Annotated in this window: 26 protein-coding genes; 18 read left to right on the forward strand and 8 right to left on the reverse strand. The window is 36.0% G+C overall.

From position 1 onward, the window contains the following. Window positions 1–302: 302 nt before the first annotated feature. Window positions 303–605, reverse strand: a complete 303-nt coding sequence (locus SCI76_RS23205; protein ID WP_028414656.1) for a hypothetical protein — start codon at window positions 603–605, stop codon at window positions 303–305. A 249-nt stretch (window positions 606–854) separates the two neighbouring features. Here SCI76_RS23205 and SCI76_RS23210 point away from each other — a divergent pair, with 249 nt between their 5' ends. Together SCI76_RS23210 and SCI76_RS23215 are read left to right on the forward strand one after the other, a co-directional pair. Continuing rightward, entirely contained in the window at window positions 855–1,913 is a 1,059-nt protein-coding gene (locus SCI76_RS23210) for a beta-carotene 15,15'-monooxygenase (RefSeq protein ID WP_275210966.1), read from the forward strand. A 45-nt stretch (window positions 1,914–1,958) separates the two neighbouring features. Continuing rightward, complete coding sequence (locus SCI76_RS23215; protein ID WP_048019476.1) at window positions 1,959–2,324, forward strand: cupin domain-containing protein; 366 nt, start codon at window positions 1,959–1,961, stop codon at window positions 2,322–2,324. A 27-nt stretch (window positions 2,325–2,351) separates the two neighbouring features. On the opposite strand, the gene SCI76_RS23220 is transcribed toward SCI76_RS23215, so the two are convergent. Beyond that, window positions 2,352–3,125: a Cof-type HAD-IIB family hydrolase gene (locus tag SCI76_RS23220; protein WP_048019477.1), complete on the reverse strand. Its 774-nt coding sequence runs from the start codon at window positions 3,123–3,125 to the stop codon at window positions 2,352–2,354. Window positions 3,126–3,139: 14 nt separating this feature from the next. Then, window positions 3,140–3,310, reverse strand: coding sequence for a hypothetical protein (locus SCI76_RS23225; protein ID WP_176544808.1), 171 nt, complete (start codon window positions 3,308–3,310; stop codon window positions 3,140–3,142). 114 nt (window positions 3,311–3,424) lie between these two features. On the opposite strand from SCI76_RS23225, the gene SCI76_RS23230 reads away from it, so the two are divergent. Next, window positions 3,425–3,922 carry a hypothetical protein gene (locus SCI76_RS23230; RefSeq protein WP_048019478.1) on the forward strand — a complete coding sequence of 166 codons (498 nt, stop codon included), beginning with the start codon at window positions 3,425–3,427 and terminating at the stop codon, window positions 3,920–3,922. A gap of 62 nt (window positions 3,923–3,984) precedes the next feature. On the opposite strand, the gene SCI76_RS23235 is transcribed toward SCI76_RS23230, so the two are convergent. Continuing rightward, window positions 3,985–4,185: a hypothetical protein gene (locus SCI76_RS23235; RefSeq protein WP_048019479.1), complete on the reverse strand. Its 201-nt coding sequence runs from the start codon at window positions 4,183–4,185 to the stop codon at window positions 3,985–3,987. Window positions 4,186–4,353: 168 nt separating this feature from the next. Between SCI76_RS23235 and SCI76_RS23240 the strand changes: the two genes are divergently transcribed. The 5 genes from SCI76_RS23240 to SCI76_RS23260 all read left to right on the forward strand — a co-directional run bounded on the left by SCI76_RS23240 (window position 4,354) and on the right by SCI76_RS23260 (window position 7,451). Continuing rightward, entirely contained in the window at window positions 4,354–4,761 is a 408-nt protein-coding gene (locus SCI76_RS23240) for a DUF1878 family protein (RefSeq protein WP_048019480.1), read from the forward strand. Between the two features lie 56 nt (window positions 4,762–4,817). After that, a complete protein-coding gene (locus tag SCI76_RS23245; protein ID WP_048019481.1) occupies window positions 4,818–5,075 on the forward strand; it encodes a hypothetical protein in 258 nt (85 codons plus the stop codon). Window positions 5,076–5,217: 142 nt separating this feature from the next. Beyond that, a complete protein-coding gene (locus SCI76_RS23250) occupies window positions 5,218–5,751 on the forward strand; it encodes a sigma-70 family RNA polymerase sigma factor (protein WP_048019482.1) in 534 nt (177 codons plus the stop codon). A 3-nt stretch (window positions 5,752–5,754) separates the two neighbouring features. Beyond that, window positions 5,755–6,162 carry a PadR family transcriptional regulator gene (locus tag SCI76_RS23255; RefSeq protein WP_048019483.1) on the forward strand — a complete coding sequence of 136 codons (408 nt, stop codon included), beginning with the start codon at window positions 5,755–5,757 and terminating at the stop codon, window positions 6,160–6,162. Window positions 6,163–6,170: 8 nt separating this feature from the next. Beyond that, a complete protein-coding gene (locus tag SCI76_RS23260) occupies window positions 6,171–7,451 on the forward strand; it encodes an FtsW/RodA/SpoVE family cell cycle protein (RefSeq protein ID WP_048019484.1) in 1,281 nt (426 codons plus the stop codon). Window positions 7,452–7,981: 530 nt separating this feature from the next. Here SCI76_RS23260 and SCI76_RS23265 read toward each other — a convergent pair. Then, window positions 7,982–8,263 carry a DUF4190 domain-containing protein gene (locus SCI76_RS23265; protein ID WP_033580207.1) on the reverse strand — a complete coding sequence of 94 codons (282 nt, stop codon included), beginning with the start codon at window positions 8,261–8,263 and terminating at the stop codon, window positions 7,982–7,984. Between the two features lie 291 nt (window positions 8,264–8,554). Between SCI76_RS23265 and SCI76_RS23270 the strand changes: the two genes are divergently transcribed. From SCI76_RS23270 to SCI76_RS23300, 7 genes are all read left to right on the forward strand, one after another. Further along, window positions 8,555–8,845 (forward strand): hypothetical protein, encoded by a 291-nt coding sequence (locus SCI76_RS23270; protein ID WP_407544479.1) that lies wholly within the window; start codon window positions 8,555–8,557, stop codon window positions 8,843–8,845. Between the two features lie 21 nt (window positions 8,846–8,866). Beyond that, window positions 8,867–9,631 (forward strand): membrane protein insertase YidC, encoded by a 765-nt coding sequence (yidC, locus tag SCI76_RS23275; protein WP_048019487.1) that lies wholly within the window; start codon window positions 8,867–8,869, stop codon window positions 9,629–9,631. A gap of 55 nt (window positions 9,632–9,686) precedes the next feature. Next, the gene (locus SCI76_RS23280) at window positions 9,687–9,926 is read left to right on the forward strand and encodes a hypothetical protein (RefSeq protein WP_048019488.1); all 240 of its coding nucleotides are present in this window, start codon (window positions 9,687–9,689) and stop codon (window positions 9,924–9,926) included. 274 nt (window positions 9,927–10,200) lie between these two features. Then, on the forward strand, window positions 10,201–11,052 hold the full coding sequence (locus SCI76_RS23285) for an ABC transporter ATP-binding protein (protein ID WP_048019489.1): 852 nt from the start codon (window positions 10,201–10,203) through the stop codon (window positions 11,050–11,052). Then, the gene (locus SCI76_RS23290; RefSeq protein ID WP_168761062.1) at window positions 11,053–11,706 is read left to right on the forward strand and encodes an ABC-2 transporter permease; all 654 of its coding nucleotides are present in this window, start codon (window positions 11,053–11,055) and stop codon (window positions 11,704–11,706) included. Window positions 11,707–11,946: 240 nt separating this feature from the next. After that, window positions 11,947–12,252, forward strand: coding sequence for a hypothetical protein (locus SCI76_RS23295; protein ID WP_033580213.1), 306 nt, complete (start codon window positions 11,947–11,949; stop codon window positions 12,250–12,252). 456 nt (window positions 12,253–12,708) lie between these two features. Next, entirely contained in the window at window positions 12,709–12,918 is a 210-nt protein-coding gene (locus SCI76_RS23300; RefSeq protein WP_168761060.1) for a hypothetical protein, read from the forward strand. Between the two features lie 566 nt (window positions 12,919–13,484). Here SCI76_RS23300 and SCI76_RS23305 read toward each other — a convergent pair. Continuing rightward, the gene (locus SCI76_RS23305) at window positions 13,485–14,531 is read right to left on the reverse strand and encodes a 2,3-butanediol dehydrogenase (RefSeq protein WP_029714146.1); all 1,047 of its coding nucleotides are present in this window, start codon (window positions 14,529–14,531) and stop codon (window positions 13,485–13,487) included. 127 nt (window positions 14,532–14,658) lie between these two features. Between SCI76_RS23305 and SCI76_RS23310 the strand changes: the two genes are divergently transcribed. The 3 genes from SCI76_RS23310 (at window position 14,659) to SCI76_RS23320 (ending at window position 17,968) form a co-directional block, all read left to right on the forward strand. Continuing rightward, window positions 14,659–15,561: a LysR family transcriptional regulator gene (locus tag SCI76_RS23310; RefSeq protein ID WP_063247448.1), complete on the forward strand. Its 903-nt coding sequence runs from the start codon at window positions 14,659–14,661 to the stop codon at window positions 15,559–15,561. A gap of 46 nt (window positions 15,562–15,607) precedes the next feature. Beyond that, the gene (locus SCI76_RS23315; RefSeq protein WP_168761059.1) at window positions 15,608–16,237 is read left to right on the forward strand and encodes a hypothetical protein; all 630 of its coding nucleotides are present in this window, start codon (window positions 15,608–15,610) and stop codon (window positions 16,235–16,237) included. A gap of 468 nt (window positions 16,238–16,705) precedes the next feature. Further along, on the forward strand, window positions 16,706–17,968 hold the full coding sequence (locus tag SCI76_RS23320; protein ID WP_063247446.1) for a SulP family inorganic anion transporter: 1,263 nt from the start codon (window positions 16,706–16,708) through the stop codon (window positions 17,966–17,968). A 72-nt stretch (window positions 17,969–18,040) separates the two neighbouring features. Here the strand turns inward: SCI76_RS23320 and SCI76_RS23325 are convergent, their stop codons facing one another. Then, the gene (locus tag SCI76_RS23325; protein WP_168761058.1) at window positions 18,041–18,985 is read right to left on the reverse strand and encodes a phosphotriesterase; all 945 of its coding nucleotides are present in this window, start codon (window positions 18,983–18,985) and stop codon (window positions 18,041–18,043) included. A 215-nt stretch (window positions 18,986–19,200) separates the two neighbouring features. Next, window positions 19,201–19,701, reverse strand: a complete 501-nt coding sequence (locus SCI76_RS23330) for a CcdC protein domain-containing protein (protein WP_240962100.1) — start codon at window positions 19,699–19,701, stop codon at window positions 19,201–19,203. Window positions 19,702–19,866: the final 165 nt, after the last annotated feature.

Raw genomic sequence — 19,866 nt, forward strand, 5'->3', positions numbered from 1 at the left:
TTAAGCAAAATGATAGAATCATTGATTTACTTGAGAAACAGAATAGAGAGTGAGAAAACGCTAATGAACTCACCGTTTATAATATCATCTCCTGAGTTTAGTTAAGGGAGATGTTTTATTTTAAGAGTGCATAAAAAAAACCTCAGTAGGAGGTCTAGTTATTACTTTTTAAAAAAGCACTTATAACAAGCTCATTTACTGTCCGGTGTCATCTAGAGGCTAATTATAAAGTGAGGTTATATTTATCGTTTCACCAGAAAATATGAGCTCAATTTCTTTATTTCTTACTTGTGAGCTTTCATTTAATCACCGTATTTTTTTCTGTAGGTAAGAAAGGTTATCAAATATATAACTGAAATCATCGTTAGAAATATTAGCGGCGAAATGCCAATGCCATCATAAGAACTTTTTCCTTGAAAAGTCCGGTAAATGGACTCTATAACTTCTAAAATCAGCATACCTATAACTACCACAAATGCGTATGATTGAGCCTTCGTACTGATAAACTTTTTTCTTTCATCACCTTTTCGAGAAGATGATGAAACAAAAATCAAAATTCCGCAAACTAACAGGATGAATGAATACACAATTTTAACCCAATCCATTCTTACTCCTCCTTATAATAAATGTAAAAAGTATTTTACATTTATTATTGTAGCATCAGTTCCATAAATGTCAAACTCTTTTTACATTGTAAATTATTTGTATAGAAGAATCGCTATAGAAGAGTGGATATCTTTAAATGGATTTTATAACACAATGTCACGCTACAAAGTGACTTAAATCAACTCCATTGGTAAAATGGAAGTAACAGGAATCTTTGTGTTTCACCAACTAAAAGTGAGGTGGGTTATTTGGTTCTTCATAAAAAAACGGTGTCTCTGGTCGCTCTTTTTTTACTGCTGTTAGTAATAAGTTCAAATTACGTGTTATATCATTCTTCTTTTGGACTTCAGTCGTTGCCTGGTAATTTCAACGGAGTAGTAGTAGGTTCTATTTTAGACTTAAGCCTTGTGGCTCCGCTCTTATTTCTAGCTTGGCAGCGTAAGTTCAGTCTAAAATACTTTATTGTATTAATGGCTACAGGCCTTATTGCTGCGCGTTTTATCATTCCGAGTGAATACTTGGCTTCTTTTCAGTCGGTTATGTGGCTAGGAGCTGGCATAGAAGGACTACTTATTTTGTTTGAACTTTCACTGCTATTTATGCTAGTCAAAAACGTACCGCCTATTTTAAGAAGGATCAAATCAAGCTCTTTACCGCTGTTATTTTCCTTTTCGCGGGCTGTAAACGAAAAGTTCTCCAAACAACCGTTTATACACGTACTGTGTTCAGAAATGCTGATGTTTTACTATGCGTTTGGAACGTGGAAGAAGCAGCCGAGTACTGAAGAGAATACGTTTACTCTGTATAAACGCTCAAGTTTTATCACATTTCAAATTATGATTATTCACGCGATTGTTATTGAAACATTAGGACTTCACTGGCTGCTGCACAATACGTCTATAATTCTTTCAATCGTTTTACTGATCCTTAATATTTATAGCATTATTTTCTTTATAGGAGATATTCAAGCATTAAGGCTTAACCCTTTACGAGTGGAAGAGGATCGCATATACATTTCGTTTGGTTTAGCTAAGCGTATGGAAATCTCTTTTAAAGATATTGAAGAAATAATAGAAGACACTCACATCCTGAAACAAAAAATACCCAGCACCACGATTGAATTTATCGCACGCGATTTTGAAACCGTTCATCCTGATCTTTTACTAACATTAAAATCTCCAGTAGAGGCGACGCTTTTTATGGGAATTAAAAAGAAATACCAGCAGGTCGCCATTCGTGTAGATGATCCACATGCGTTTAAGAAAATAGTCGAAGAACGTTTGGAGAAAAATAAACAAAATATGTAATCGGTGGGTTGAATTCGAAATTAACGAATAAAGAGGTCACGCACATTGAAAATCTACAAATTCAGTAAAGAACATGGCAAAAAAGTAGAAAAATATCAGTCGCATTTAGCTACTTATGTAAAAATAACACAAACAAATAAAGCAGCTACGATTGGTTATATGTATATAGAAGGAGAAGGAACGGTAGGATATCACGAAGCGCCTATAACTCAGCTCTTTATCGTCGTCGAAGGTGAAGGGTGGGTAACAGGAGAGGACCAAAAACGAATTTCAATTAAAAGCGGAGAAGCGGCACTGTGGGAAAAAGGAGAATGGCATATGTCGGGAAGTGAAGAAGGCATGGCGGCCATTGTCATTCAATCCGAGGCTTTACACCCCGAAGAATTTATGGAGGTAAAAGAGCATGCTTAGATAGAGTTATCCAAGCATGCTGATTTTTTATAGAACTTTAAACTTTTTAAGAGCAAATTCAATACCGTCTTCACCCGATTTCTTCGTTACAAAATCAGCGGCGCTTTTTAACTTATCAGATCCGTTGCCCATCGCAATTCCAAGGCCGGCTAATTCTAGCATATCAATATCATTTTCTCCGTCTCCAAATGCGATGGCCTCAGATTGATGGATGTTAAAATAGTCTAAGACCTTCAGGATAGCTACCGATTTTGTGATTTCTTCTTGAAGCACACTTACGACAAAAGGGTGCCATCTTTTAAATAGTAACTGAGGAAATCGCTGTGCATAGTGCTCGGCGGTTTCCTCATTGGCATACAAGCACATTAAATAAATATCTTCATCATAAATACGCTCATTCATTTGAGGATAACCACTGAGCGATAATGTTTCCTTTAGTGCTTTTAAAATGTTGTCATCTTTGACACCGTTCACGCTGAGCTCTTTTGTGTAAAATGAAAGACCGTGATTTTGGGAGGCTGCGTATTCAAAGACTTCGCGCGCAACGTCCTTATCCATGGACAGCTTATGAATAACTTTTTCATCGTGTACAGTAAACGCTCCGTTTGCGGTAATGAGCGTATCTATACCTAATTCTCTAATTTCTTCACAGAGAGATAAAGGCCTTCCGGTAGCGGCTACGATTTTTAATCCTTTGTGCTTTAAACTTTTTACAATCTCTCGAGTTTTGGAGGAAATAGTCCCGTTTTCGTGATGAGTAAGAGTTCCGTCCACGTCAAAAAATACAATTTTATAGCTCATAGTAATCTCCTTGCTTAAACAGCTCGATCTTTTTTTACATTTACAAATAATAGCGCACAGACTAAAATAGCTGCTGCATATAAAAACGCTGAAACAAACGGTTTATGTAAAAAAGCAGTATGATTGTATGAAGAGTCATACAAATAGAGAGCGGCTAAAAATAGAAAAGGCAGTAGTTTCTTCATGCTGTCACCTCCTGGTTTTATTATACATATTTTCCTTTTATTTGTATCCGATCTTAATAAGATTGATAGAATAATAGTATTTTACATAAGCAAAGAGAAAGAGAAGTGACGAATATGACGATACATCACTATATAGGATCTCCTTATGAATTGCCTACAGGAAGTTTTGGCACAAAAGAAACGCTGGTGCCTTTACCTGAAGTTTCTCTTTTTAATAGAAATCAAAAGAGGGAGAAGCTAATTACAATCTATGAAAAAGAAGAAGATGCGTACGGTATTAGTGTTAATCGTTTAACCGACGGGTATAGCGACATCAAGCACGTATTCACCTTGCCATATATCTACGAATTATCTTGTGATGCACATTCTAAATCAATAAGAGAGCTGTTTACTTATATTGAAGAACAGCTGATAGAGGGCTGTCACATGGAATTATATTCATGCTTAGACGGTGATGAAGCGGATGAAAAAGATTTAAGTCTAGATAGGAGTATTAACTTAAAAACGCTGTATTTTGGAAAGTATTATAAATTAGACAAAAAGAAGTATATCTATGAATTAGGGGAAATGTTCAAATTTGAAGACAAACAATTTGTAGTGGTGGTGAAATGAGGGGATTAGCCTGTAACCTTTAGATAAGAGTTATAGGCTAACCAGTTTAGGCAGACTAATATTTATAAAAAAGGCTTAATATACGGAAGGCTCAAACCAAAATAAATAACAAACGACATAAGCAAGTAACAGCCAATAACACTTCTTCTAACGGGTGTAGAAGCTTTCTTCAACCAGCCCCAGTGCTTATCGTCATAGTCAAAAATAAAGTAATCTAAAATGATGGATAGCGTGATAATAACCGCAATTAGTAACAGGCCCATATGTATCCTCGCTTTCGGTTTATGAAATTATTACCATTTATAACAATATACCTTATTATTCCATTCATTACAAAGTAATTTTCTATAAACGGTTTATCGACACTACTAGATTATGGTAAAATTCACAGAGTATAGTAGGATCATTTTTTAAAGAAAGATGGGAAGAAGTTGGATGTCGTAAAAGAAGTGAAGCTATTAAAATATCAAATGAGTCTCATGAAGCACATGATTAACGCAGAGGAACATCCTTTTTTTATGTTTGTGATTGATCATGAATTTGAAGAAAATCAAGTGAAGGCATTCTTGAAGATACTAGGTGTGTTTAGCTGCCGAATAAAAGGTGAAGAAATTTTCGAATGGTATCAAAATGATCAGCTGTTCTCTCAATTTAATCTTCCGTTCGATAAACTATATGCGTCAGAACAACCAAATTTAGAGGAATTAAAATCGGTTGTTGCTAAAATCTTTTATCAGGAATTTGAACTAGAATATTTATTGTACAGTTTAAAGAAGCAGTGTATTCAAATGGAAGTGTGTGATTTTTTCTTGCAGCGTTTAAAAACAGATTTGAAATAACTCAATTCCGAATGTGTTTAAACGTGGAACTTTTAAAGGTAGAGGAGGGTAGTGAGATGGCGCGAATTATTAATTTCTGGTCATTTATCTTTACGCTACTATGCGTTGGTTTCTTTTTCATCGCTTTTTATTATCCAGCGTTATTGAATATCAATCTTTGTTTAGCAATTATTCTATTTTGTATTGGTATCGCAGGGTTCTTTGGAATAAACAATTGGGTATCGGCTCTGAGAAGTATTTTGACAGTAATAATTAGCGGTGGATTAATCCTAGTAACAGGATTAATTATCTTCATCGGCAATCTTTTTTCATAGCACATACATAAGAGGTACAACAAAAGGTTCTCGTGTAGAGAATCTTTTTTTATGTACATGCAATTATCTAGAAAATAAAAATGAAAATATAAAAACCTTTTTATAAAACGCTTCGTCTAAGAACAAGAAAGGAGAGGCAGAAGTGAAAGAACTAACCGTAGAATGGATACACGTACAAGACAAAGAACTAGTGATAGATGAAATTATGGATCGATATGGACAGGAAATCTTGCAGCTAGCTTACTCATATGTAAACAGCGTAGCAGTTGCGGAGGATTTGACGCAGGAGATTTTTATTAAATGCTACAAAAATCTTTACAAGTACAGCGGTAGATCCAAGTTTCGGACGTGGTTATGGCAAATCGCAATTAACCACTGTAAAGACTTTTTAAAAAGCTGGTACAACAAAAACATCATACCGGCGACAGACTATTTTCCAAATCATATCAGTGAAAAAGAAAACATAGAGGAAGCTGTTATTCAACACGAAGAAGATCACGAGCTGATGTCAGCCGTTATGAAGCTGCCTACCAAATATAAAGAAGTGATTTACCTCTTTTACTATGAAGAATTGTTAATTAAAGACATTGCGCTCTTAACCAAAACCGGAACGAATACAGTAAAAACGAGACTGAGGCGTGCAAAATCACTTTTAAAAGAAATGCTGGAGGAATGAGTCATGGATAAACGTCTTAAAAATCTTAGAAAAACAATGAATCGTGAAGTATTTGCTCAGCTAACATTTACAGAAAAACATAAGAAAAGTATTCGAGAAAAAATAAAGCAAGAGACTCATAACGAAGAAGGAATTCTGCTTGCTATGATGCAGCTGCTTGTGCAGGAGAAAACGGGCTATGAGTTAGTCAGCTTACTGCAAAGCCGAGGAATTTTAAATTTTAAAGAAAACGAAGGGTCTTTATATATCATCCTGCATCGACTAGAGCTAAAAGGTGTATTGACGAGCAGCTGGCAAGAAGACGGAGCAAAATTTTATCAATTAAATCAAAAGGGGCGCAAACTGCTCAAAAAAGTGGAAGAGCAGCCGTTATCTAACCACATAAGTTTTAAAGAAATACTAGAGGGGTGAAGAAGGATATGAGTGAACAAAGAAATTCATTCTTGGAACAAGTGAAGGCACAAATAAAATCAAAAGAAGCCAAGGCATTTGTTTCTGCGGAATTGCATCATCATTTAAACGAAGTAAAAAGCTATTGGCTGCAAAAAGGGATAAGCGACGATCAAGCAGAAGAAAAGGCCGTTCATCAAATGGGAAACCCTGTCAGTATTGGTCGGAACCTTAACCGTATTCATCGTCCAAAAATAGACTGGGTTACACTAAGTTTATTTGCTGCCGCTCTGCTTCTAGGGTTTTTGCCACTGCTGTCTCAAGATGGTATGGTCGACAATCATTTCTCTACCTATAAGGTTGTCTTTGTTATCTTGGGAGCGATGCTAGCTTTAGTTATGATGTTTATAGACTATAGAAAGTTAGCCACTAAAGGGTGGTTATTCTATTTATTAGGTACCTTACTTTTATTATTTCTGACAACAAATTTTAACACATTTACAGAAGGTCAATCTGTTTTCAAAGTAGGGCCTCTAAAAATTGAAGGTTTAATGGCCATTCCTTTTTTCTTTTTGGCATGGGCAGGGTTCTTTCAAAGCAATCGCTTTAAAATGTGGAAATTCCTTCTTTTATTTCTTCTGTCACTGTATTTCTTTTTGCAGTGTGGCCTTACAACCCTCTTTATATATGTAACCTTGACCTTTACAATGATTTGGTGGAGTAAGTTAAATAAAAAGAAAATAGCCATTGTCTTAGGATCTGGCTTTGCGTTAGTCGCTGCTTGGGGCATAATTGGATGGATGACCGTTGCTTATTATCAGAAGTATAGAGTTCTCTCATTTATAAACCCTTATAATTCAGAAGAGTACTTTGGTCTTTCAAAGGTTCATCATTTATTTATGGATGCAGGATGGTTTGGAAAACATTCATTTGTCGATCAAATGATTCCTCAAGCTGACACGAACTTTGTATTTCTAAGCTTTACTTATTATTATGGGTGGCTGTTTGCATCTATTCTTTTTCTAGTTCTTTCTTTAGTTGTCGTCAGAATAGTGCTTATTGCTAAGAGAATTGGTGATTCGTATACTAAACTGCTGCTAGTAGGAGTTATAATAATCTATACGGTACAACTTGTTGGTCACGTAGGAATGATTGTCGGATTCTTTCCTATGACCAATATGTCTTTACCGTTTATTAGCTATGGATGGATGCCGGTTCTGTTAAATGCATTCTTAATAGGAATTGTGTTGAGTATTTATAGACGCAAGAATTTACTGTCTACAAACACCTTGCATGCTAATCAGCAATAAAGTATAAATCGATAGACTCTTTTATAAACAAATAATTAATTATTTACTTTGTAAAGACAAACAAAACAAACGCTAAGATTCATTTGTCAGCGTTTGTTTTACAGCTAGAACCCTTACAGGACTTTTGATTCTTTTTTATTTACATTCAAAAGAATAATCATTAATAATTGGATTATGTATTTCTACTATGGCTTCTCTGCCGTTATCATAACATCTTGAGGTCAAAGTTTTTATCTCTGAACTATTAAAATAGTTAGAACAGTTGATCAACACAGAGATTACTAGTAGTAAAGTAAGTAGAACAATTATGATTTCTTTTATTCTAGATTCAACGATAGATTTAATTTTTCATTCTCCTTTGCAATTTATATTAAGAGCTATAGGCGTAGTAACAATGAGTCATAAGTGGACGTTTAAATTTCAAGAGCTTGATTTTCGGATAGTCGAAAATCAAGCTTTTATTCTTTCATATAGAAAATTCAATAATCCTATCTAAATCTCGATTTTCTTACATTTTTAATTGACCTGTTTTATTCATAGTCAACCGTTGTTCCTCCAAACATAAACGTAATAATTCCTAATATAAAGAGTAGCTGAGAAATCATGCCTACTATACTGCAAATCAGACCGGCAATCGCGAGTCCTTTACCGCTTTGATTCGTAGCAGCTATTTGATTAGATGCTTTTTTGTAGAAGATAATTCCAATAATCCCTGTAATAAACCCAATGATTGGAATGAAAATAGATACGATACCTAGAGTTAGAGAAACAATAGAGTTGGTGTTTACTTGAGGTTTTGTATTAGTTTCCAATGAATTCACTCCCTATGAATTATATTTTTTGATTATACCATAAAAAGGAATAATATCCTTTTTACTAATAAAAGTAGAAATTTTTAGAATTATATGTGTCCCAGTATATGTTCTATTCGTTGTTTCATCAAACGTATGAAGGTATGTGCAAAAGAAACGTAGCTTTTGACTTTCCTATAAGAAAACCAGCTTTGTAGAGTATATTTACTGAGATAGCAGATTCTGCGCCATAAAATCAATTAACCTAAATTAAGGAAAATATGATACAATAATCCATAAGGATGTGAATAAATGGAATTGTTTATACCGGATGCCTTTCTGTATGTGTCATTTGCGATTATGACGGCCTTTTTTGTACATGCGGCTATTAAACTAGCTACCTTTCAAACGCTACATAAGCATGTTTGCCTGCAGCAAAAAGACATGTATCTCATACAAAACGTAAATCTGTTATGCGCTCAGAATCTCATATGCTGCGTGTATCACAAATTTAAATTTATACATTCTGTTCACAGACAAGAAGCAATAGGTGAACAAGATGATGAAGGTCCGCATTCGCCAGTATTTTTTTCGGTTAACTAAAAAAATACTGGAGGAATATAAATGTTAAAACATAAAAAGAAGCTTTTCTTTATTGCTGTTTCCGTTTTTCTACTTGCCGGCTGTGATTCAGCAAACGTGATTCAAAGTTCGCACACGCACTTTTTGGATCACTATTTTATTTATCCTTTTTCACTGCTCATTTTGTTTATAGGAAATACGTGGCTTCATCAAAGCGTTGGCTTTTCCATCATGCTTGTGACCGTTGGTGTACGTATGCTGTTGGCGCCTTTAAACATTCTTCAATATAAAAATCAGCTGAGCAATAAACGTATACAGCCTCAGCTTCAACAGCTAAAAGAGAAGTACAAAAATAAAGATCCTGAGAGTCAGCAGCAATATCAGCGTAAAATGATGGAACTGCTTAAAGAAAATGGAGCCAATCCTCTTATGGGCTGCCTTCCTTTACTTGTCCAGCTTCCGGTCTTTTCAATTATGTACTACGCGATTAGACGAATAGATGAAATTAGCGCATCATCTTTTTTGTGGCTTGACTTAGGACATGCGGATCCGTATTTTATCCTTCCAATCGCTGCGGCATTAGCTACGTATTTGCAGACAAGAGTCATGCAAAAGGATGAAGCAGGAATGAATGGATCGCACGCAGTGTTATCTCAAATTCTTTCGCCTGTCATGGTGCTTTCATTTGGGGTATTTTCACCGTCTGGTCTCGTTTTATACTGGATGACAGGCAGTTTGTTTATGATTTTTCAGTCTCTCGTATTAAAGAAGGTTTTTCAAGAAAAGGCAGTGCTTGAAGCAAAATGAATAAATTAAAAGGTTGCTTTGCTTGAAGCAGCCTTTTAATGAAAGGAGGAGTACGGTGAAAAAATATATTCTTTCATTCGGCGTAACAATTGGCACGATAGCACTTTTATTTTTTATTGGCAATACCTTTCATATTTCGTTACTTTCAGTTCAGTGGCTTTATGTAAATGAACCGGAAAATTTTCAAATGGAAGCAAAAGGCGGTTTGATACCGGTAGCCGTTGGACTTATTCTTGGTTTTATAGCAGACTACGTATTAAGTGAAAAAGAAAAAAAGCAGCGTCATCAATTATAGTGAAGGAAAAGGATCTTTTATGGGAGATCCTTTTTTTATTTGTGATTTGGGTAAAAAGGTAAGGCAAGAATAGTACAGGCAGATGTTGTCATACATATTACGGTCATAAAAAATGAATGAGTTAGAAACAAAGCTTTATGTCGTCATCGACTTTTTATAGTTTACTAGCTATAATTGGTAGTGAATCGTCATTTTTGTAAAAAAAAGGTGATATTACGAATCATCATAGCGATTAGATTACACTAACTACTAATAGAGAAAGTGAAGTGAGCACATGACAAATCTTTTAGAAGTTAGAAACATGGCAAAATCGTTTGGCCGAAATGAGGTTTTAAAAGATGTTTCTTTTCATGTTCCTCCTGGGTCGATTGTTGGATTTATTGGTGATAACGGAGCGGGGAAATCGACGACGTTTAAAGCAGTACTAGGATTAATTTCGAGAGATAGCGGTACGGTCGAAATATTTGGTGAAGACAATTTGAATAAAGATGCGACGATTAAAGAAGACATTGGCGTCGTGTTTGATGCGATTAATCTGCCGGTTTCTTTAACAATAAAACAGCTAAACAACGTTTTTAAGAAGCTATTTCATTCTTGGGAAGAAGCTGATTTTTACCGACTGATTCATTCTTTTTCACTGCCGGAAGATAAAAAAATACATACGTTTTCACGAGGCATGTCGATGAAATTATCTCTAGCAGTAGCGCTGTCCCACGGTGCTAAACTATTGCTGTTAGATGAAGCGACAGGAGGACTTGATCCTTCGTCTAGAGAGGAAATATTAGATGAGTTAAAAGCTTTTGTCAGCGATGGCAACAGCGGAATACTGCTTTCATCTCACATTATGAGCGACGTTGAAAAAATCGCGAGCCATCTTGTTGTGATTAAAAGCGGAAAAATTTTATTAAATGAAGAAAAAGAGAAAGTGTTTGAGGAGTACGCAATTGCCGTTATGAATGAAGAGCAGCTAAACGTACTTCCCGAAGAGATAGTAGTAGCAAAAAGAACGTATGATAAATCTGTCCGTGTACTCGTATCAGATAAGCATCAGCTGCCAGAAGGAACTGTAACTGAACCGATGTCGATGGAAGAACTAAGCGTGCTTTTAACAAGGAGTGAAACGTAAATGAAAGGTCTATTGTTAACGAATTACTACCTCATTCACCGAAGCTTTTTGACGTACACAGCGCTTGCCATAGTCATTTCTGCGGTCATCTTTTATTTTGCGGATCCTTCATTTTACCGTATTATAGCGATGTTAATTATTTTGTTAATGGCAATGCCCGCGCTTGAAGTGATCAAATTAGAAAGTAAGACCGGCTATGACAAATACGTGCTCACTCTTCCAATTAGCCGAAAAAATGTGGTGCAAAGCCACTATGTTTTTTACTTTTTAATTGTCGTCATCGGAACCATCCTGTCCTATGGTGTTTTCTCAATGTATTCGCTTATTTCTAAGAGTGCAGTAGAGAATATAGTAAATATCGTTTCATTTGGTACATTTATCGTCCTTTTTGCCGGTGCACTTGCTTATCCGCTTCTTTATGTATTCGGAGCAGAGAAATCTGACGGAATAGTACTTGGAGGTGGAATGGGAGGTCTTTTCGTTGCGATTGCTTTACAAGGAGTTGTTGGGTATATAGTTGAAATATTAGCAGCATCCAGCTTACCGATCGCTTCTTCTTTGCATGTTCCTATCTTATATACTCTTTTTGGGATGGTAATGTATATTGCTTCTTACTTTATTGCGCTGTCTATCTACCGGAAGAGAGAATTTTAGTGTGAATTGATTTTGAAGTAAAGACTACAAAGCGTTCTTTAAGGCTATTTATCAACCAATAGTTCAAATAAAAAAACAGCCACAACGTTTGATAAACCAAGCAAAGAAGATCTCAAAAATATAACCGGTATTATTGGTGATAAAGCTTAAGTGATGGGCACTTTTAAAAAAGTTAATTGTGTCCTCTAAGCACATGTATTATAGTAAAAGATGCAGTTTTAAAATGTGAAAGGAGATCATATGGGGAATTTGTTTAAACGGGCTTCAAACGTATCAAAAACCGCTTTTATTGCTACACTGATTTTGTACATAATTATTGTAGCGTGTTTTATTCCGTCAATTGTATTTGCCGGAGCTTTCTTTGCTATAGTAATTAAAATAGCAGCAGCACTTTTAATCTTAGTAACAATCCTAGGAATGATTTATTCGTGCTTCATTAAAGGCGGCCAAAAATTTCTTTTTTTACTGTTACATGCCGCTTCTTTATTGATTGTTTTGTTTAGTATCTCTGCTTTTATGCTCGCTAAAAGCGCTGAGTTGACATAGTAAAGAGGAATTACATATGCAAAAAGGCAGGAGAAATCCTGCCTTTTTTATTTTTGTATGATTTCAACAGGACTCGTATGTTCTGGAGAGGCGCCGCTGACTATTTGGCTAAACTTGTTTAACAAGAAGAAAAGAAGGAAAAGGAAGAAAAAGGAGATGTGATAATTTGGAAATGATCATAGCTGTGACAGCGGGTATGGGTTTTCTTTTATCTTTTTATCTTTTTTATTTTTACCCTGTTATGAGTGAAAGAAAGGGGAAACCTTTGAGTGAAAGCCAAACCTATATGATAAGAGGGCTAGACGTAATCGTTCTTTTAGCCAGCGCTATAGCGGGAAGTCATTTTACCTAAACAGGATTGTGCTATTAATCGGTGCATCTCTTAATTGCTGACAAATAAATCGTATGCTGAGACTATCAAGCTAGGTGGGGTGAAAAAGAGGGGAGGCTAATACAATGAAATGGTACAAGCACGCGCTCATTCCTTTAGCTATAGGCCTTTTAAGCTTTGTGTGTTTTATCATTTATAGTAAGACAGCGGCAAATTCGAGTCTTCAGATGAACCAGTCGCTGTTTATTTCGATTGGTATAGGTATTGGAGCAGTTCCAGTATCCTTTTTTGTAGAGTATCAAAAGAACAAAGAAAATAAAAAGTTTCATAGCTAAGTTGTTTGCCGAATGCCTTTTAGGTCTTTAGTTTGTTGAAATGGATGTGATAATTTGTTTACCCTTGTAAAGATTGGTTTGTTTGCCTTCGTTATTTTACTGCACATTGCCTTTCGAAAACTGATTTTGTATGCCCATAAAAAACAAAAGAAATCCCCAAAAGAAGGACGAAGGATATTAATAGGAGGAGTTTTGGTTATTTTGATTATCCTGTTATCCATTTTAAACTTTTTAAAGTATTACTACGGTGGTTAAAAAGGGCGGGCATATGTATTTTATATCTGTCTGGTCCTCGTCGATTAACCCATTGGTACGTCAACACTAGACTAGAAACGTTTTTTAGGTGATCAATTCTGTAATGCATGAGATTCAGATAACCAAACGTCTCATGGATTCAAATGTAATTAAATCAATGGGCATCGTGATGTAGTTGACTCGTTCATTCTTCTAAACTGTAAAATTGTGTTAGTGAAATTTTACACATCTCTCGGCTGGACCCGATTAAAGAAATAAAAAGCCACTAATTACAATCAGTGGCTTAGAGAAATCTTCATTGTTGATGATTGTTATTGCTGTTCCGATTTAACCAAAATTTTGACTTGGTTTTTTTCTTTAATCAGGCTTTCAAACCCTTCTTCAATTACATCGTCTAGAGCTATCTTTTTCGTTACTAACTTTTCGGCTGAGAAGTAGCCTTTTTGCATAAGAGACAATACTGCTGGGAACACGTTACGATAGCCAATGATTCCTTTAACAGTTCGTTCTTTAATTACAATATCATTCGGTAGAATTTCTGCTCCTTTTTCCCATATGCTAACGATAATCGTTTCTCCGCCAATTCCTGTCGATTGGATGGCTTGACGTAATACAATAGGTACGCCTGTTACTTCAAATGATACATCTACGCCACCGTCAGTTAATCTAGCAATTTCGGCTACCGTATCTTCAACTTCAGCAGGATTAATGATGATGGCTCCTAATTCTTCTGCTTTCGCTTGTCTTTCTGGGGATAATTCAACTGCATAAATATCAGTTGCACCTGCTGCTTTCAACGCTTCAATGACAAGAAGTCCAATTGGTCCACATCCAAATACAGCAACTTTGTCTCCGGCTTTCACTTTACTTGAACGTACTGCATAAAGAGCTACTGCCGCTGGTTCTACTAGAGCACCTTGTTCATAAGATAAATCATCTGGAAGTTTGAATAAAAGTTCTTCGTCTACTGCGACATATTCACTAAGACCGCCACCGCCTCCGGCTAAACCTAAGAATCCCATTTGTTCATCTAGGTTATAAGCACCTTGGTGTCCGTGTGTAGCAAAGATTGGCTCAACAACCACACGATCACCAACTTTATAATGGGTTACACCTTCTCCAACCTCTACTACTTCACCTGAGAATTCATGTCCAAGCGTCACTGGAGCAACCTCATTAGTGAGAGGGTGCGGTTTATCAACTGGAATAAAGATGGGACCACCTAAGTATTCATGCAAATCACTACCGCAAATTCCACACCATTTAACTTTCATTTTTACCTGACCAGCCTGTACAACTGGTTCATTTATTTCTTCAAGACGAATATCTTTTTGATTATGCCATCTTAGCGCCTTCATATACTCCATCTCCTTGTGTCATTTCTTTTACTATATCTATCAGTATACAACCAGATATACTTATGGTAAATTTAGTTAATATTAACGATTGTTAAGTAATACTTAACTAAAAGAAAAAGAGGGCATTATGAATATTGAACAATTAAAACATATAGTGGAAATAGATAAAACGGGTTCACTAAAAGAAGCAGCAGGTAACCTTCATATTACGTTACCTGCATTAAGCCAATCTATAAAAAATTTAGAGAAAGAACTAAATATAATGATTTTTCATCGTTCCAGAAGAGGATCTATTCCAACTGAAGAAGGTCATAGGTTAATTGAAAAGGCCAGCGCTGCTTTATTGAAAATTCAAGAATTTATGGATGAAGCAGAAGCGTATACAAATACAATGAATGGTGAAATAAAGATTGCAACCTACCCAGGACCAATGGAGATTCTCGTTCGCTTAATAACAGAAATTAAAAGAGAATATCCGAACATAAAGGCTTCTGTCTATGAAAATAGCACCGAGTATATTATAGATAAAGTTCTAGATGGGGAAGTAGATGTAGGTTTCATTACTTATACAGAAAAAGAAGAAAAAAAGTATCGGAACTTGGTATTTAAAAAGTTATTGGATGGTCATATGGTAGCTGCAGTAAATAAGAAGTCGCCATTAGCCAAACAAACACTCATTACTGAAGAGATGTTAATTAACCAGCCAATTGTTTTATATAACGACAAGTATATTCAGGAATTTATGAAAGGTTTTAGTTCACTGCCATGTGATATCTTGTTTACTACCAATAATGTAGATACAATTCGTCATACATTGGAAAATAATACGGCAATAAATATAGGATTTGACTACGCATTTAAAACAGATGCTGGTTTATCTAGAAGTAATCAATATGTAGTCGTTAACTTTGCTCCTCCGCACTATAAAACTTATTCTTTTGGGTATTTTTATAACGCCAATAATGGGCTTTCTAGAATAATAAGAGAATTCTTAAAGCGGATTCACAGAACTATAGTAAATAATGAATGATAAAGAGTGAAGGTTAAAAAGAATTATTTCAGAGAGAGGGAAATATGTGAAACGTCATTTAACTTTGCTTTTATCGTTATGTAGCAGTTTGTTCATTTTTTTATTGTCCCTGTTTCAATGGGATTTAGATGATCGTATAGGGAAATACGTAAGTCCATATATATGGTTATTCTTTGTCCTTCCTTTCTTTTTATTACTAACGCTGTGGACATTGATTTATCTCTTTAGTAGTAGAAAGTGGCTACCTTTAGTTATTCAAGTGATAACCTTTGTGCTGTGGTTCTTCATTCCGTTTGAGCAGCTTAATTTAGACATAAACTTTAAACTCCATCAGCAGAAAAGAGAAGAAGTGGCAGCTCACATACAAAGTGGCGTCTTGAAAGCCGATGGAGTCGACTACCCATCGCTCATTCCTTTCTCCAATGAACCCGACAACTCATCGCTGATTGATCTACCGAAAGAGTATGCGAGTGTGTCCAGAGGTCGAGATGATGTTGCAGTAGAAACCAAAGGAAAGGCAATCTCCGTACTTTTCTTTACAAGCAGTGGACTATTCGGCCATTTCTCGGGTTTTGTGTATGACCCAAAAAACCGTAAACCTTCATCGGGCGATTTTGGTATGAAGTTTGATGAAATAGAAAAGATACAAAAGAATTGGTATTATATATCTTATTAGTAAAAACAGGGGCTTTGAATTATGATTCAAAGCTCCTGTCTTTTAGTGTTCACGTTTGTAATTAATTGGCCTTATATAACCGAGCTTCCTATGAATTCGAATATAGTTAAACGAATGGAGGTAGGCGTGTCGTCTACTTAAACTTAAAGATTTTTAAACACAGCCTGTCCACATCCATTCATTCTATCGTTACTATAGGGTCTAGTTATCTTGCTTTATTTACAACAAAGAACCGCATTTTATCTAAAAAATAACTAAAAGAATAAAAAGTAAGAATTTTTAAGAAAATTTTAATAACTGTCTAAGAAACTTCTAATTTCCTCTTTATTTTTTTGTAAGTTGTCTCCTTTAAGATAGAAGTAATCGAGTAGCCCACCTTATTTTGAACGAATGGAAGTGAAATAAGGTTGTATGACCAAAATACGAATGGGTAACCTCACTACTTAAAATGGAGGCTGATGTACACTTATGAATCTAGAGGTTTTTCGAAATTACTCCTTGCAGCATTTGAAGAAAGATATACTATCGGGTATTGTTGTTGGCATTATAGCTATACCTTTAGGGTTAGGATTTGCGATAGCTTCTGGAATATCGCCTGTTACAGGACTGTATACAACGATTGTAGCAGGATTGTTAATTGCTATTTTAGGTGGATGTAGGTTTCAAATCGCGGGACCTACGGGTGCGTTTGTTCCTGTTTTATTAGGAATTGTGTTGCAATATGGCTATGAAAACTTATTAATTGCCGGCTTTATGTCAGGGATTCTCCTCATTATCTTTGCGCTATGTAAAGTAGGAGCTTTAATCAAGTATTTTCCGTCTTCTATTATTGTAGGATTTCAGTCAGGAATTGCGCTGATTATCTTCAGCGGACAAATTCCAAACTTCCTTGGGCTGCACGCGATTGACAAATTTCAATTTTTTCATTTGAATATAAAAGAGATCTTTGGTAATTTACACTTCATCAACATCTATAGTATCGCTACAGCAGGATTGTGCTTAGCTACGATTTTAATAGTTCTTTACTTTTCGCCTAAGTCGCTGGGAATGTCCTATTTACTTGGAATTATTGTATCAACGGGATTAGCATCTTTTTTCTTTGCAAATCAGTTTGAAACGATTGGTTCGATTTACGGAGAGATACCTCGTCATTTCCCGGCGCCAGCGTTTCCAGATATAACAGTGGAGAGGGTGGTAACTCTTTTACCTTCTGCGTTTGTAATTGCTGTACTTGTAGGGTTACAGTCTTTGCTGACAGCTCGCGTTGCGGATGAAATGACAAAGTCAAAGCACAGCAGCAAAAAAGAACTGATTGGCCAGGGAATCGTAAACATGGTAACGCCGATGTTTTCAGGTATTCCTGCAGCAGGAGAGATTGCAAGGACCGTTACCAATATTAAAAACGGCGCTTCATCTCCAATTGCAGGAATCACGCACGCTATCTTTGTGTTGATTGTGCTGCTAGTGCTTGCTCCATATGCTTCATACGTGGCGCTTGCGAGTCTCGCACCCGTATTGATGGTCGTAGCGTGGAATATCAGTAAAAAAGAACAGTTCTCAAAGGTGATAAAAGAAAAATCATTTCATTCATTGGTTTTACTTACGACATTTTCGCTAACGGTGTTTACAAACTTGACGATCGGAATCGCCGTTGGATTATGCCTGTCGGGTGCCCACTTTATGATAAAAAAGAGCAAAGAAAAGCAGAAATTATTAAGAAAAACAGGTTAACGTAAGGTAGAATAATACGCGGAAAACCCCCACTGTAAGCTTGCACAGTGGGGTTTTTTTATAATATTTTAATTACTTTCCTTCAAACCAGCAGCGGGCGTTATCAAAAAGCATATGCTGAATCTGCTGTTTCGTTACGCCTTTTCTTTTTAACTCAGGCACGACTTCTTCTAATACAAAGCTCATCGACCATTTTGGAAAACGTTCTTCAATCACGCCTTCTGGAAACCAGTCCATTGTACAGCAGTAGTCTTGTGAGAGAAACATGCGGTTTGAATAGCCTTGTTTAGCCAATTCAATGACCGTTTCATTTCTATTTTCAGTTGAACATTCTCTTGTCAGGCCGTAGCGGTCCATACCGATAAAGGCACCTTGATTTAATATGTTTGAAATATACTCAAGGTTATCTGTATCTCCCGTATGTCCAATCAGAATTTGATTTGGATTAGCGCCTTCATCGAGTAAGATGTCCAGCTGCTTTAAGCCTGTGCCGCTTGCAGGATGTGAATGAGTCATAATTGGTACGCCCGTTTTTTTATGAGCTCTTGCGACAGCGCGCATTACTTTTTCTACATCAGCCGTTACGCCAGGTGCATCCGTAGCGCATTTTAAAAAGCCTGCTTTAATCGATGTGTTTTGAATGCCGACTTCAATGTCTCGAACAAACAGGTCTGCCATATAGTCAATGCTACGAGTTTGAAAGTGAGTAGGGATGTAGTTATACGTATAAATTCCTGTGGCTGCGATGATTTGAGTATCTGTTTCACGGGCAATTCGCTCAATAAAACGAATATCGCGTCCTTGTTCCATCACCGTAGGATCACAGATTGTTTTAACTCCAAGCTTCTTTGCACGAGTTACTTGTTCGACTGCTTTTGCCACTTCTTGTTCTTCATCATATAAATGAGGAAACTGTGCGTGAACAGACTCAGAACGAACGCGCATATGTTCATGGATTAGTGTTAGCCCTAGTTCTGACGTGCTGACTGGGCCTGTTACAGAATTGATAAATGTCATGTGACGATTCCTTTCATTATATACCTGTAAATCAAACAGCTGGTGATTAGGTACAGTTTTACTATAATCTGTTTTTATAGATAGACTTCTGTTATAAAAAACACATATTGCATTATACAATATATAGGTTGTCTTACACAACACACGAGACTTTTACTCACTATGACAAAAAATCCTTCTTTCCAAACAGGAAGAAGGACTAGTCATATTGATGATTATCCAGCATTTACACTGTAATTATCACCATTTAATTTACGGAATTTTAAATAGCTGCCAACTCGCCAAATCACAATATAAATAAAAGCTAATGTCATCGTCAAGACCGCGAAGTCTATGGAATCTAAGCCTTTGAAGTACTGGCTCAAAGCCATTCTTATAAAAATAATGGCGATAATCACATATTTAAAATTTTTATTTGGCTTTGAATAAATAAAGCCATCTTCTCTTATTTCATAGTCCGTTTGGCTAAGCATAATGAGCCCGAATATCACACCTAATACACCAGCAATCATCATTTCCCAGTAGGGTGGTAAGTGAAAGGACTGGCCCGGTATCAGCTGACTTAGACTAAGAGAAAATGCAATTAATATGAACAAAATAGGAGCTAATATACCAAGTCCATTCTTTTTAATGGGCTTATTTTTCTTTTTCATTTTTCTCCAGATAATGAATCCAATAAGAGCGATAACAAATAGATAAATCAGTAGCATTTCCATCGTCATGTTGCCTCCTTTTTCATTTCTATGTTCGTACAATCCACTATTTAGTATAAACACTAAAAGGCTGTAGATAAAAGTGCATTCTTTCATTTTTTACACATGAGAATTCTCACTATTTTTTAGTATTGTCGTTTTATGGTTTATACGTCTCGTTACTGTTTC

This window comes from Priestia sp. HNGD-A6, assembly GCF_045784335.1.
GTDB lineage: Bacteria > Bacillota > Bacilli > Bacillales > Bacillaceae_H > Priestia > Priestia zanthoxyli.